The sequence below is a fragment of the Vibrio sp. SBT000027 genome, assembly GCF_963894355.1.
Taxonomy (GTDB): Bacteria; Pseudomonadota; Gammaproteobacteria; order Enterobacterales; family Vibrionaceae; genus Vibrio; species Vibrio splendidus.
Genome location: NZ_CAWQGD010000004.1, coordinates 2,034,369 through 2,048,523 on the forward strand (window position 1 = coordinate 2,034,369; position 14,155 = coordinate 2,048,523).

Below are 14,155 nucleotides of genomic sequence, written 5' to 3' on the forward strand. Positions count from 1 at the left end.
AATTATTTATCGCGGTTTTCAACTTGTTGCTTCAGTTTCGCCAGCTCTTTTTCAATTTCATCTTGAGCTTGTAGATCTGCAAATTCTTGGTCTAACGATTTTGCGTTACCAGTTTTGGCGTAAACATCTGCTTCAGCTTCTAATTCATCCACTTTACGCGAGAATTGTTCAAACTTCGCCATTGCTTCGTTGGTTTTGCTTGAATGCAGATGTTTTTGAACATCACGACGATTACTCGCAGCATTATTACGAATCATCAATGCTTGCTGCTTTGCGCGGGTTTCTACGATTTTGGTTTCGAGCTTACCAATTTCACTGGTCAGCTTTTCGATGGTTTCGTGAACCAAGGTTTGCTCTGTGTGAAGGCTTTTGATGATATCTTCAAGTTTTTGCTTTTCGATTAGCGCCGCTCTAGCTAAGTCTTCACGTTGTTTAGTCAGTGCTAGTGTCGCTTTGTTTTGCCAATCTAGGATCTGAGTTTCGATAGCTTCAACTTTACGTGCTAACTCTTTTTTATCTGCGATAGCTTTAGCGGAGTTAGTGCGAACCTCAACCAGCGTATCTTCCATTTCTTGGATAATCAGGCGAATCATCTTTTCAGGATCTTCAGCCTTGTCTAAAAGTGCGCTGATGTTCGAATTTACAATGTCTGCAAAGCGAGAAAAAATACCCATGAGGAACTCCTTAATTACAATGATGGCAAATGTGCTTTAAAGCGTTATTCGATTTCTCAATCCACTTGCTCAAAAATTTACGTTTGTTGTTAAACCTACCATAAGTAATCCAAGTAGCGTGCCAACTTTTAAGCCATTTATTATCAGACACTTACAATAAAATGGTGATTAATCCGAACCATGCTATGATGAATTTAGCCAAGTATTGGTATTTTTCACCACTACGACTCTTATACTTAAGTTATTTACATGATGTGATTTAAATAAAGCCCTCCAAATCACATCCATCGGCGCTCAAATCACACAAGGACCCGCTATGCAGCAGAACCTCATTGGTGAATCACCCAGTTTTCTCTCCGTTTTAGATAAAGTGTCTCAACTCGCACCAATTGAAAGACCGATCCTGATCATTGGAGAGCGTGGTACGGGTAAAGAGCTCATAGCTCAAAGGCTGCATTACCTTTCAAGGCGATGGGATCAGCCGTTGATCTCACTTAATTGCTCAACGCTCAGTGAAGGTTTGATTGATTCAGAACTGTTTGGTCACGAGTCGGGGTCGTTTACGGGTTCGAAAGGTCGCCATCAAGGTCGTTTTGAAAGAGCAGAAGGAGGAACGCTGTTTCTGGATGAGCTGGCGACCACTCCCCTTGCGGTTCAAGAGAAGCTATTGCGCGTTATTGAATACGGGCAATATGAACGTGTCGGCGGACAAAAAGCTTTAAGTGCCAACGTAAGACTGGTTTGCGCGACCAACGCTGACTTGCCAGACATGGCATTAAGGGGCGAATTCAGAGCCGACTTATTGGACAGGCTCGCGTTTGACGTGATTACTATCCCCCCTCTTCGAGAGCGAAAAGAAGACATCACGCTGCTGGCAGAATACTACGCCATTAAGATGTGCCGTGAATTAGAATTGGAGTTGTTTGTTGGCTTTGCTCCGTCTGCCGTAGAGGCGCTGCTGGATTATTCATGGCCGGGGAATGTGCGAGAACTCAAGAACGTTATTGAGCGCGCAGTCTACCAGCACGGTAAAGACCCATATCCTATTGAATCTTTGGTGTTTAACCCATTCAAACCCGCATGGAAAATAGATCAAGATTCCACGCATGAAATTGGCAATGCGCCGTCCAACAGCCATACTTCATCAGAGAGCTCGTTTTCTTTGCCACTTGATTACAAAGCATGGCAAGAACAACAAGACATCAAGCTGCTCAATCAAGCCCTAAAACAGAGCAAGTACAACCAGAAACAAGCAGCAGAATTACTTGGATTAACCTACAACCAATTACGTGGAATGGTGAGGAAGTACGCGATTGTCGGACAAGCTAACGATAAATAGCTGTCAGCACTTGATTATTATTTGGAGCCGAATAAATAAAATGTTAAATTATCCGGATCTTGAGGCTCCTCTAACGCCTCGTTTCGAAAAGTATTTCTTTTTATGAAAGCACTAATAAGACTATCACTGAGCATCTGCACGCTGAGCTTTTTAGCTGGATGTGGTGAGAGTGTGAATCACGAGCAAATCCGTGAAAAAGGCTTCATTTATTGCGGCCAAGGTAATCCTAGTACTTTCAACCCACAACTGGTTGATAGTGGCATTACCTCAGAATCGCTGAGCCCTCAAATTTTCGATACACTGCTCACTCTTGATCCAATGACTTATCGACCAAAACAGAACTTGGCAACAAGCTGGTCTGTCGATGAATCGGGTACAGAGTACACGTTCAAACTGCGCCCTAATGTTGCGTTTCAAACCACAGATTGGTTTACCCCAACTCGCAGTATGAATGCACAAGATGTGGTCTTTAGTTTTGAGCGAATCATTGACAGTTCAAACCCATTTCATTATGTAGGCGGCGGCCTATACCCATGGTTTGCCGGTATCGACTTCCAAAACCTGATCGTCGATATCACTGCGGTTGATGACCTGACGGTGAAATTCCAATTAAGTCGCCCAGACAATTCATTCCTCAACAATATCGCCACCAGCTATGCGGTCATTCATTCTAAAGAATATGCCAATAAACTCATTGCTACGGATGAAAAGAATGAAATAGACTCCAAGCCCGTTGGCACAGGCCCTTTCTACTTGGACGAATACCAAATCAATGATCTAGTTCGCTTGAAAAAGAACAAGCACTATTGGAAGGGTAACGTAGAAATGGACCAAGTTGTGTTTGATACTTCACAACGTGGGACAGGGACTCTTGCCAAGCTACTTCGTAGTGAGTGTGATGTATTGAACTCACCGATTTCTAGTCAGATTCCTATTATTCAAGCTCATGAAGAGTTGAAGATTTCCGCCACGCCTGCGGTTAATGTCTCTTTCATCGCGCTGAACACCGAGCACCCAGCACTGCGTGACTCACGAGTGCGCAAAGCGCTGAACTTGGCTATTAATCGTCAGAACATTCTTGATTCTGTGTACTACGGTACGGGTACAAAAGCCTACACCTTGCTTCCCCCTACTTCTTGGGCTTATCAAAAAGACAGCGTTCAAGTTCGCTACGACCGAAACTACGCGGTCGCGCTTCTTAAAGAAGCCGGGGTAGAACCGGGATTAGAGCTTTCAATGTGGGTGCCATTAGAGCCAAGAGCTTACAACCCAAGCCCAAGAAAAACAGCAGAATTAATCCAAGCAAATTTAGCTGATATTGGTATCGAACTTAAGCTCTATACCGACGACCGATTTGATCGTACGCAGCTGTCATCAATTTCCTCAACAGACTTGTTGCTCACAGGTTGGATCGGCAATACGGGCGACCCAGACAATTTCTTACGTCCGCTTCTTTCATGTAGCTCAGAGCGCGCAGGATTAAACGTCTCTATGTGGTGTAATTCAGACTTTGATTTCCTTCTCGACTTAGCATTAGAGATCAATCAACAAAGGCACCGTGTGAACTTGTATCGACAAGCCCAAAACATTCTCAATGAAGAAGTTCCTGTGATTCCTCTCGCTCATGGCGTGCAATTCCGCGTGCACGATCGTTCGCTAAGTGGCTTTAAGCAGAGCCCGTTCAATGCTCAACCTTTTGATCAAGTCAGAAGAGAGGTGCAGTGATGTTTTGGTATACATTAAGACGTGTAAACTTATTCATTATCACACTGGGGATCCTGACGTTAGTGGGGTTCGCTCTGCTTCGACTAGACCAAACCTCACCTTGGGCGATTCAAGACTTTTGGCCCGGTTGGCTTAGCTACATCACAGAATTATCGACGCTGAACTTTGGCTTGAGCAAGCACGGAGCGCCTATCATCGATGAGCTTGTCGTGGTATTCCCTGCAACGTTAGAACTGTGTTTCTTTGCTTTTGTGCTTGCGCTGTTTATCGGTATCCCTTTCGGCACGATTGCTGGCATGAGACAGGGCAAGTTTGTCGATACCACCATATCGTTTACTTCAATGGCCGGTTACTCTGCACCTATATTTTGGGTCGCACTACTGATGATCATGGTGTTTTCGTTGCACTTTGAGATGTTCCCAGTTGGTGGGCGATACGACCTGCTTTACGAAATCGAACACGTCACTGGCTTCGCTATGATTGATGCCTTTTTTGCTGAAGGTCGTTATCGAGCACACGCACTGCAAAGTGTTATCGAACATATGGCGTTACCTTGTCTTGTATTGGCACTCGCCCCAACGACTCAGGTAATTCGACTGATGAGAGCGTCAGTGGCTGAAGTAATGACTCAAAACTACATCCGCGCCGCACGAATTAAAGGTCTTTCAACAAGAGAGATCGTCACGCAGCACGTGTTAAGAAATGCGATACCACCGATTATTCCTAAGGTCGGCGTTCAACTATCAAGTATGTTAACGCTCGCGATTATTACCGAGTCTATCTTTAACTGGCCGGGTATTGGCCGCTGGTTATTGGATGCTTTATCTAATCAAGATTACGTTTCAATTCAAGCTGGCGTAATAGTGGTAGCAACCTTGGTTTTGACCGCAAACATTCTGTCCGATCTATTAGGCGCGATGGTCAATCCACTGGTAAGGAAGGAATGGTATGCTAACAAATAACGTCTACCAAGAAGAGCAGATTCCAACCCAGTTCGAGCGTTTCTGGCGCAGCTTCCGTGGCAATAATCTCGCTATGTTTGGACTGTGGTGTTTGGCCTTGATCATTCTAATCACCGTCACTTCACCATGGCTAGCTCCGCATGATGCTCAAGAACAAACGGGACATCTGTTAACCCCACCCTCTTGGGATCCCTCAGGAACAGTTGAGTATTTCTTAGGTACCGATGACTTAGGCCGAGATATTCTTTCTCGTCTGATTATCGGCTCTCAGCTGACGTTTGGTGCCGCGGTTGTGATTACCTTTATCGCAGCAGTCATTGGTTGCCTGATTGGTGTACTTGCGGGGATGACTCGTGGATTACTATCAAGCACGCTAAACCACCTGCTTGATACCGTTATGTCGATTCCGTCTCTGTTACTGGCCATTATCTTCGTGGCGTTTCTTGGTTTTGGCGAGTTTAATATCTTGCTTGCCTTATGTTTAGCATTGATTCCACGCTTTATTCGTTCGGTATACATTGCCGTGCACGCTGAAGTAGAAAAAGACTATATTTTGGCTTCTCGCCTCGATGGTGCGAACGACTTCTACCTGTTATGGAATTCAATCCTTCCTAATATTCTTACCGTTGTGGCACTTGAAATTACGCTGGCATTGTCAGTCGCCATTCTTGATATCACGGCTTTGGGTTTCTTAGGGCTTGGCGCTCAAGCACCAAGTACCGAATGGGGCTCAATCTTGGGTGACTCTGTAGAGCTGATTTACCTCGCACCATGGACAGTAACCCTACCCGGTTTAGCCATTATGTTTACAGTGATCGTGATTAACCTCGTCGGTGAAGGTGTTCGCCAAGCGCTAAATGCAGGAATCGAATAATGCCTTTACTTGATATTCGACATCTAACCATCGAGATTGAGACCCCTCAAGGGATGGTTAAAGCCGTTGATAGAATGAGTCTTACCCTCAATGAAGGGGAAATTCGCGGCTTAGTAGGTGAATCAGGCTCAGGCAAGAGCTTAGTTGCAAAAGCGATCGTCGGAGTATGTAAAGAAAACTGGAAGGTTTCTGCCGACCGAATGCGCCTTGGCAATATCGACCTCCTGCAACTGACACCCAAAGAACGACGCCGAGTTATTGCTCGTGATATCGCGATGATCTTTCAAGAGCCATCCTCCTGCCTTGACCCATCTGAAAAAGTGGGTCATCAACTGATTGAAGCGATTCCTTCCTATTCGTTTGAAGGTCGGTGGTGGCAGAGATTCAAATGGCGTAAGAAGCAGGCCATCGCTCTACTGCACAAAGTCGGTATTAAAGATCACTCTCGTCTTATGGACAGTTACTCTTATGAGTTGACCGATGGTGAGTGTCAAAAAGTCATGATCGCCATGGCTATCGCAGCCAAACCAAAAGTCTTGATCGCTGATGAACCAACCAACGATCTAGATCCGATCACACAATCTCAAATATTGCGTCTGTTGAGTCGTATGAATCAGATCAATAACACGACCATCGTGCTGATCGGCCATGACTTAACCACCATTACCCAATGGGCAACTCGCATTACCGTTATGTACTGTGGTCAGTCTGTGGAATCAGCGGATACGCAGAAGCTGTTAGATGCACCGAAACACCCATATACCGTCGCGCTACTGAAAGCGATGCCTGACTTTAACGACTGGATTCCTCATAAAGAGAAGCTACAGTCTTTGCCAGGTTCAATCCCTCCGTTGCAGCACCTTCCTATTGGTTGTCGACTAGGACCACGTTGCCCGTATGCGCAAAGGCAATGTGTTGAGATTCCTTATACCAAACGAATCAAAAACCATAAGTTCAATTGTCACTTCCCTCTTAATATGGAGAAGAAAAAGAAATCATGAGTGCATTATTAGAAGTCATTGATTTATCTAAAGACTTTACGACTCGCTCTGGTCTTTTCCGTAAAAAGATTCATCAGGCAGTGAAACCAGTAAGCTTTTCGCTTGAGGCGGGACAGACGATTGGTTTTATCGGTCAGAATGGTTCAGGAAAGTCGACATTAGCAAGAATGCTAGCAGGCATGGTAGAGCCAACTGCAGGCGAGATTCGTGTGAACGGTGAAAGGCTAGAGCACAAGGACTACTCGACTCGCTGTAAGCTGATTCGAATGATCTTCCAAGATCCGAACACCTCGCTTAACCCGCGCATTCAGATTGGTCGAATTCTTGAAGGTCCATTAAAGCGAAACACCAATATGCCACCAGAAGCCCGTATGCGTCGTGTGAAAGACACCCTGTTACGTGTGGGCCTTCTACCGGAACATGCTTACTTCTACCCGCAGATGCTGGCTGCAGGCCAAAAACAAAGGGTATGTTTGGCGCGCGCCTTAATCCTTCAACCATCAATCATTGTTGCAGACGAAGCGTTGAATGGTTTAGACATGGCAATGCGCTCGCAAATCATCAACCTGTTCTTAGAGTTACAAGAAGAGATGGGCGTATCGTTCGTTTATGTATCTCAACACCTTGGTATTGTTAAACACATTACCGACAAAATCATCGTCATGCACGAAGGTAATGTGGTTGAGAGTGGGGAAACGGATCAAGTGTTAACCAATCCAACTCACCAAATCACCCAAAGATTGGTTGAGAGCCATTTCTCCAAAGCGCCTAACCACTAATCTCGAATCACGCTACGTTCAACAAAGGGGAAAGGTATGTTATTAAGAGCTTCAATGCTTCCCCTTTTGTTGGCGCTGTTTTCCTTTAACGCAGCAAGCACACCGCTCACTTGGTTAGATAGAAGCTTCGTCGAAACTGCCTTTTATAACGTCGCACTTCAACACGAATATTCCCAAGGCAACAAGCCACTCGCCAAATGGAAACAACCGATCAAGATTTGGATCGATCATCGAGTGGGTGATGAAGAACTGCATCAAGAGCTCACAGAGCTTCATATCCGACACTTATCCGAAGTCACTCAGCACACGATAACAATCGTCAACAAAGAGTCTGAAGCGAACGTAAAATGGATATACACGAGGCAAAGTCAGTGGGTATCTGAGGCGAAATCAGTACTCAAACTCAAATCAACTGAGCATTTAAACAACGCTATTTGCACGGCGGGTTATCGAACAAATTCTAAAGGTGAGATTGTTTACGCTGGGATTGTTATTCCCGTTGATCAAGCAAGATCGCGAGGTAAGCTCGTCGCCTGTATCGTGGAAGAAATCACACAGGTTTTAGGCCTGCCGAATGATTCAGATAAAGCCTACCCTTCTATTTTTAATGACCATACGCCAGAAGACTTATTATCCCCCTTAGATGTGGTGCTACTAAAGCTACTGTATGAGCCTGAATTGAAAGTTGGAATGACAAAAGCACAAGCAAAACCAATTGTCCGAAAGATACTAAAGCAATACAGCGAAACTGGCATGCTCCAACAAGCTTCAAAAGCAGCGCAGCAAGCACCGTTGTATCAGTTAATTGGGTACTAATGGAATAACTGACTGCACACAGAAATATTGAATACTAACGGAATAACTAGCCACGAACAGGAATATTGAGGGCTAACGGAAGAATTGAGTACTACCAGAAATAGACAGGGACGTTACTTTGTTTTTCTGAACAGCTTAGATGGGAAAATAGAATGATAGCGCTGCCTAAGAAAAGGCAACGCTGACTTACCATGTAACGATATAACGATGTAACCATGTTACGAAAGCATTAGCGCTTAGCAGCCTGCTTTTTCAATTCGAAATCGAACTCATCCGGGAACAAGATAACACCTTCTTCCTGTTCGTTCGGGAACACAACCACTGCAAGCTCATCGTCTTCTAGACCATTAGTCCAACGGCTGTGCCATTTGTTCAACGAGATAGACTCAGCTTTACACTCAGACCAATCACCCGTAGCCCAAGATTCAGCAAACTCTTGATTTGGCCATACTGGAACACAGTCTTCATCTTCTGTGTTAAGCATTACACAACCGTGTTCATCGGTTAAGATCCATACTTCACGGTTCGCTACGATTTCTTTCACACAGTACTTTAGGCGTTGCTCACCCGTATACTTATTGATTTCAGCGATTTTTTTATCGTCTAGCTGTGTAGTCATCTTAATTTCCTACTTTAGTCAGTAACTTTGCTCTTAAAGCTATTTAATGCCGAGAGCTTTTAACTTCAAACATTTTCGATGAAGAAGAAAATCCACTTCAAAGAAAAACGCCTGCTAAATTAGCAGGCGTTTATAATTAAGCGACTTGATTAAACAAGCTCACCCTGTAACCAAGGCCAGCCTTGCTTCTTACGGCTTAATGTATTTTCCATCATTAATACGCCGTCTTTCTCGTGCTTAACCAGTTTATCAGCCCACTCGCCTTTGTATAGAAGGTGAGTTTGCGCAGTAGTGATGTCTGTTAGCATTACCGCAGCAAATGCTAGGCCGTCTTTCTCACAACGTTCTTCAAGATCCGCTTCTAACGCTTCAATCATGCCATCTACTTGGTCAAGAGTCGCAAGCTCAACTTGACCAACAACAACATCACGACCGTTGAATGGGTAGCCTTTAAGGTCTTTTTCTACTAGTTGTGCAGCAGATAGGCCTTCGATGTTTGTCTTAGCGATTAGAAGCGCTTTGATGAATGCATCAACGTCAGTCACGCCAGCGATTTCAGCAAGCTCAGCAACCGCGTCTTTGTCTTTTTGAGTACACGTTGGAGAAGCAAAACCAACCGTGTCTGAAAGAATTGCAGACATCATCAGTTTAGCTATTTGTTGAGAGATAGAGTGACCTTCAATCTTGAACATGTTGAAAAGTACAGTATTTGTACAACCAACAGGCCAGATCCAAGCTTCCATAGGGTTAACTGTCATCGCGTCACCTAAACGGTGGTGATCGACAATACCTACGATCTCAGCTTCAGCAACATCGTCCGGTGCTTGTGCTAGATCTGAGTAGTCTACTAGCCAGATTTTTTCACCAGCAACAGAAGTACGAAGTTCTGGCTTTTCAGCACCAGCGACTTCTAGAATGTGTTGAGTTTCGCGGTTGATCTCGCCTTGGCGAATTGGTGTCGCTTCCTCGCCACGAGCTTTAAGAAGCTCTGTTGCAACTAACGCACTACAAATACTGTCACTATCAGGGTTTTTGTGACCAACAACTAAAATCATGTTTCTTCCTATTACACTAACAATTATGACTCTACCTTTAGAGCCTCTCTTTATTAGCCATACTTTACCTCATTTTTTCAGGTTGGTCATGTTTCGTAGGTTTAGCCAATGGTAACAATAGATAAAAAAACAACAAATGCAATTGATAATTATTATCATTCGTATATATTTATCTTAAGCCACTAATTTTGAGTAACACCTATGGATCGACTAATCTCTTTTTTGCCAAGCAGTAGCGCTGCGAAAACAACTCAGTTTTCACTGTCATTTAAGCGCCTGCTTTTACCTATCTCACTTGCAGCTTTAGTTATGGCGCCTGCCACGCGAGAATTGACGGTCTCTACCTTGTCAGACGCCTTTTGGGCCGTGTCTTGTTATGTTGCTTTGACCTTAGCGATTTACCACGGGTTAAGCCTGTACATCAACAAAGATAACGTCTTCAACAAGCTCGTCCATCAATCCCGTTCAAACCAAGTTGTATTCGCTGCACTTATGGGGGCGCTACCCGGCTGTGGCGGTGCGATCGTGGTGACCACACAATTTATCTCGGGCAAGCTCGGATTCGGCGCAGTTGTTGCTGTGCTCGTCTCAACCATGGGTGATGCGGCCTTCCTGCTCATTGCAAGTGAACCCAAGACTGGTTTAGCCATGATGGCGATGGGCGTGATTGTCGGAACTGCGTCAGGTCGAATCATTAACTTGTTTCACGCAGACGACTTCTTACGCCCAAAAAAAGCAGAGAAAAATGAAGCGGTGAACAACTGTGCTTCTCAATCTCAAGACAAAGAAGCAGTATCGAAAAAAGCGATCAACCTGCAAGGCTATCTATGGTCTGTACTCATTATTCCAGGTGCTGCGGTGGCCCTACTTGGCTCTTTTCAAGTGGATGTGAACGAGTTGCTCGCTTTGCCCGAAATGTCGATGGAATGGGCAGGCACTATTTTGCTGATTAGCTCGATGTTTCTATGGGGTCTCACCCGTGAAATTGAAGATTACAAATCAGCCGTCAGTGAAGACGAGAAATGTGTAGGCTCTCATCCACTACAAAAAACGGCTCAAGATACTAACTTCGTCACTGCATGGGTGGTGGTTGCTTTTCTTTTCTTCGAATTTGGCTCTGTGATAGCAAATGTCGATTTTGCGACGCTATTCTCAAGCTGGGGCATGATGCTCCCCCTGGCGGGAGTGTTGATGGGCTTGCTACCGGGGTGTGGTCCGCAATTGCTGGTCACTAGCCTATACCTTTCTGGTGCACTGCCACTGTCAGCTCAGGTAGGTAACGCAATTTCTAATGACGGTGATGCGCTATTCCCTGCGATTGCGATGGCACCGAAAGCCGCTCTTGTCGCAACCTTGTATTCCAGTGTTCCCGCTTTGATTTGTGCATACGGTTACTGGTTTATGTTCGAGCTTTAGGCTTACGTTCGAAGCTTAGGTTTATAATTGAAGCTTAGGTTTACAATTGAAGCTTTAGTTTATATCCGAGGCTTAAGCTTTTATTCAAGGCTCAGGTTTATCTTCAAGGTTTTAGCTTTACTCCATAGGTTTCTATTAGGTCGGTACTTTGTATCGACCTTTTTGTTTCCATCTGCCTAAGCCCTTACAACAGGTTCTTTGTGCATTCCCTTCCGGCTTCATGCTAATACTTTATGTTTCTACAGCCTACCTCAAACAGCACGTTACAGCTGGTCTCAAAAACGCCCCTCTGGCGCTGTTACAATGCTTAGTTAGAAATCCCAACACGTACACTAGAAAAACAAAAAGCCCCTGTAAGAGTACTTACAGGGGCTTTAATTCAAGCTTTAGTCTTGGTTCTTAAGTACAAGACTTAAGAAACTTCGATTGGACCACCGAATGAAGTTACTGGAGGCAGTTTGCCTTGGAACTTCTCGAAGTTAACCAAACATGTGTTTGCTGACGTTGCTTGAGCAAGTTCAGACGTACCGATGTCTTGAGTTAGTGTGTTTGGATCGCCGTATGTATCTAGCGCACCCACTTTCTCGTTGATCGGGCCGTACCAAGCACCTTCTTCGATACGAACAACACCAGGAGCGTAGCTATCCATTAGAACAGCACCTGCTAGTAGTTGACCACGGTCGTTGAACACACGTACTACATCGCCATCTTTGATGCCTTTCTTCTTAGCATCGACTGGGTTGATGTAGATAGGCTCACGGCCTTGTACCGCGTAAGTCGCACGCCACTCTTCAGATTCACACATCTGAGAGTGAAGACGCTTGTCTGGGTGACAAGATTGTAGCCAGTACGGGTGTTTGTCAGAGCCTGGACCACCATGTGAACGTTCAGATTTCTCGAACCACATTGGGTGTTCTTGACAGTGCTCGTAACCCATGTTGCCAACAGTACGGCTTGTGATTTCGATGAAACCAGAAGGAGTACCTAGTGCGTTGATCTCTGGATCTTCACGGAATGAAGCGTGACGAGTCCATGGCTTACCTTTACCGAAGTCTAGGAAACCTTTTTCCCAGAACTCAGCAAACTCAGGCATTTCGAACTTGCCTTCGTTTTCCGCGCGACATTCGTCATACAGAGATTTAACCCACTGCATTTCGTCCATACCACGCGTGTAATCGTCGTAACGGCCCCAACGCTTAGTTAGGCTAGACATGATCTCGAAGTCAGTTTTAGACTGGAACAGAGGATCCACTAGTTTGTGCATCGCGATCAAACCACGGCCAGAGTACGCGCCGTAGCCATCAATATCGTTACGTTCCCACTGAGTACATGCTGGAAGCACGATATCAGAGTGACGACAAGTTGCAGTCCAAGCGAAATCAACAGCCACTACAGTTTGTAGACTCTTGAATGCTTTACGCATCTTGTTGCGATCTTGGTGGTGGTGCCACGGGTTGTTACCACTGAATACCATCATCTTAATGTCTGGTAGCGTTACAGTAGAACCGTTCGCTTTGATCTTCTTACCTGGTTCAAGCAAGCTATCAACCCAACGAGCTACTGGAATTACGCGGCTGTAACCGTTGTAATCTGTATTCGTGTGTTTAGGTGATTGACCTTGGTCGATGTTCAACGGGAAAGAACCCGGAGCAGCGAAACCAGTTGAAGATACACCGATACCTGAGTAATGGTGACCGTAAGAGATACCACCGCCCGGAAGACCAATTTGGCCAACCATTGCTGCGATAACTGCACACATCCAGTAAGGCTGTTCACCGTGCTCTTGACGTTGGATACTCCAACCAACAAGAATCTGCGTACGACCGTTAACCAGCATCTTAGCGAATTCACGGATAGAGTCCGCGCTTGCGCCACAGATAGCCGAAGCCCACTCTGGTGTCTTCTCAACTTTATCTTTCGTTTCACCTTGAACGTACTTGATGAAGTCTTCAAAACCTAGACAGTAAGTTTCGATGAACTTCTTGTCGTATAGGCCTTCGTTGTAAAGAACGTGAGCAACACCAAGCATGAACGCCACATCAGTTTGTGGGTTGATGTACATCTGCTCGTTTTCTAGGTAACGGCCTGTTTTGTTTTGAACAGGGTCAACAGAAACAACGTTGATCTCTTTCTTAGCAACTTTCTCTTTAAGCTGTTCTAGGTATGCGAACGACTCGTGAGTCTCACATGTCCAACCTACTTGAAGGTTTTTAACTGGATCGTTACCCCAAAGAACAATGTTGTCACTGTTTTCTAGGATAAGTTCCCAAGATGTACCTTGTGCGTAAACTTCAGTCGAACCTAGCACGTAAGGCATGATCGTTTGACCAGCACCTGTTGAGTAGTCACCGATTTTCTTCACAGAGTAACCGTGAAGTGCCATTGCACGTTGCATGTGGTTAGTACAGCTGTGGAACTGACCCGTTTGTCTCCAACCAGTTTGACCTGTGTGAAGTGCCCATGGACCGTAATCTTTCTGTACGCGCTCTAGTTCGCGGTAAACAAGGTCTAGTGCCTCATCCCAAGTCACACGAATAAAGCGGTTGTTACCACGCGTGTCCGCGCTGTATTTATGCTTCTTCAACCAATCTAGGCGAACCATAGGGTAACGCACACGTGATGGGCTGTAGATAATACCTTTAATACCTTTCAACATCTCAGTTGGGTGTTGATCGATTTCTAGAGGTTTAATTTCTTGCACTTTACCCGCGTAAACGCGAGCTCGGAATGCACCCCAGTGAGAACCAGAGACTTTCCACGCGCCGTCTGTTTCTGCAGCAGACGCTGATGCCGACGCCAATAAGCTTGGACCGATAACCGATGCCGCACTTGTAGTAGCGACACCTTTCAGAAAACTTCTTCTTGTAATTGCCATTGTGTTACTCCAATTGACGT

Annotated in this window: 12 protein-coding genes; 8 read left to right on the plus strand and 4 right to left on the minus strand. The window is 45.2% G+C overall.

All coding sequences use genetic code 11. The features are described from left to right. Nucleotides 1–2 precede the first annotated feature (2 nt). Complete coding sequence (pspA, locus tag AACU28_RS18875) at nucleotides 3–674, minus strand: phage shock protein PspA (RefSeq protein ID WP_017079001.1); 672 nt, start codon at nucleotides 672–674, stop codon at nucleotides 3–5. A gap of 316 nt (nucleotides 675–990) precedes the next feature. Between pspA and pspF the strand changes: the two genes are divergently transcribed. From pspF to AACU28_RS18910, 7 genes are all read left to right on the plus strand, one after another. Continuing rightward, nucleotides 991–2,013 carry a phage shock protein operon transcriptional activator gene (pspF, locus tag AACU28_RS18880; RefSeq protein WP_004734603.1) on the plus strand — a complete coding sequence of 341 codons (1,023 nt, stop codon included), beginning with the start codon at nucleotides 991–993 and terminating at the stop codon, nucleotides 2,011–2,013. A gap of 102 nt (nucleotides 2,014–2,115) precedes the next feature. Continuing rightward, the gene (sapA, locus tag AACU28_RS18885; protein WP_102458020.1) at nucleotides 2,116–3,738 is read left to right on the plus strand and encodes an ABC transporter substrate-binding protein SapA; all 1,623 of its coding nucleotides are present in this window, start codon (nucleotides 2,116–2,118) and stop codon (nucleotides 3,736–3,738) included. Further along, nucleotides 3,738–4,700, plus strand: coding sequence for an ABC transporter permease (locus AACU28_RS18890; protein WP_017083273.1), 963 nt, complete (start codon nucleotides 3,738–3,740; stop codon nucleotides 4,698–4,700). The genes sapA and AACU28_RS18890 overlap by 1 nt, the downstream gene beginning before the upstream one ends. Further along, complete coding sequence (sapC, locus tag AACU28_RS18895; protein WP_017078998.1) at nucleotides 4,687–5,574, plus strand: putrescine export ABC transporter permease SapC; 888 nt, start codon at nucleotides 4,687–4,689, stop codon at nucleotides 5,572–5,574. Before AACU28_RS18890 ends, sapC begins: the two co-directional genes overlap by 14 nt. Then, nucleotides 5,574–6,575, plus strand: coding sequence for a peptide ABC transporter ATP-binding protein (locus AACU28_RS18900; RefSeq protein ID WP_017078997.1), 1,002 nt, complete (start codon nucleotides 5,574–5,576; stop codon nucleotides 6,573–6,575). Before sapC ends, AACU28_RS18900 begins: the two co-directional genes overlap by 1 nt. Next, a complete protein-coding gene (locus tag AACU28_RS18905) occupies nucleotides 6,572–7,354 on the plus strand; it encodes a peptide ABC transporter ATP-binding protein (RefSeq protein WP_017086198.1) in 783 nt (260 codons plus the stop codon). The genes AACU28_RS18900 and AACU28_RS18905 overlap by 4 nt, the downstream gene beginning before the upstream one ends. A 36-nt stretch (nucleotides 7,355–7,390) precedes the next feature. Next, nucleotides 7,391–8,170 carry a DUF2927 domain-containing protein gene (locus AACU28_RS18910; protein WP_121603430.1) on the plus strand — a complete coding sequence of 260 codons (780 nt, stop codon included), beginning with the start codon at nucleotides 7,391–7,393 and terminating at the stop codon, nucleotides 8,168–8,170. Nucleotides 8,171–8,399: 229 nt separating this feature from the next. Here the strand turns inward: AACU28_RS18910 and AACU28_RS18915 are convergent, their stop codons facing one another. After that, the gene (locus AACU28_RS18915; protein ID WP_004734596.1) at nucleotides 8,400–8,789 is read right to left on the minus strand and encodes a DUF2750 domain-containing protein; all 390 of its coding nucleotides are present in this window, start codon (nucleotides 8,787–8,789) and stop codon (nucleotides 8,400–8,402) included. A gap of 149 nt (nucleotides 8,790–8,938) precedes the next feature. Beyond that, nucleotides 8,939–9,844 carry a manganese-dependent inorganic pyrophosphatase gene (locus tag AACU28_RS18920; RefSeq protein ID WP_065681213.1) on the minus strand — a complete coding sequence of 302 codons (906 nt, stop codon included), beginning with the start codon at nucleotides 9,842–9,844 and terminating at the stop codon, nucleotides 8,939–8,941. Nucleotides 9,845–10,045: 201 nt separating this feature from the next. Here AACU28_RS18920 and AACU28_RS18925 point away from each other — a divergent pair, with 201 nt between their 5' ends. Further along, nucleotides 10,046–11,260 carry a putative manganese transporter gene (locus AACU28_RS18925; protein ID WP_121603431.1) on the plus strand — a complete coding sequence of 405 codons (1,215 nt, stop codon included), beginning with the start codon at nucleotides 10,046–10,048 and terminating at the stop codon, nucleotides 11,258–11,260. 412 nt (nucleotides 11,261–11,672) lie between these two features. Here AACU28_RS18925 and torA read toward each other — a convergent pair whose 3' ends face one another. Then, nucleotides 11,673–14,135 carry a trimethylamine-N-oxide reductase TorA gene (torA, locus tag AACU28_RS18930; RefSeq protein WP_004734593.1) on the minus strand — a complete coding sequence of 821 codons (2,463 nt, stop codon included), beginning with the start codon at nucleotides 14,133–14,135 and terminating at the stop codon, nucleotides 11,673–11,675. Nucleotides 14,136–14,155 lie beyond the last annotated feature (20 nt).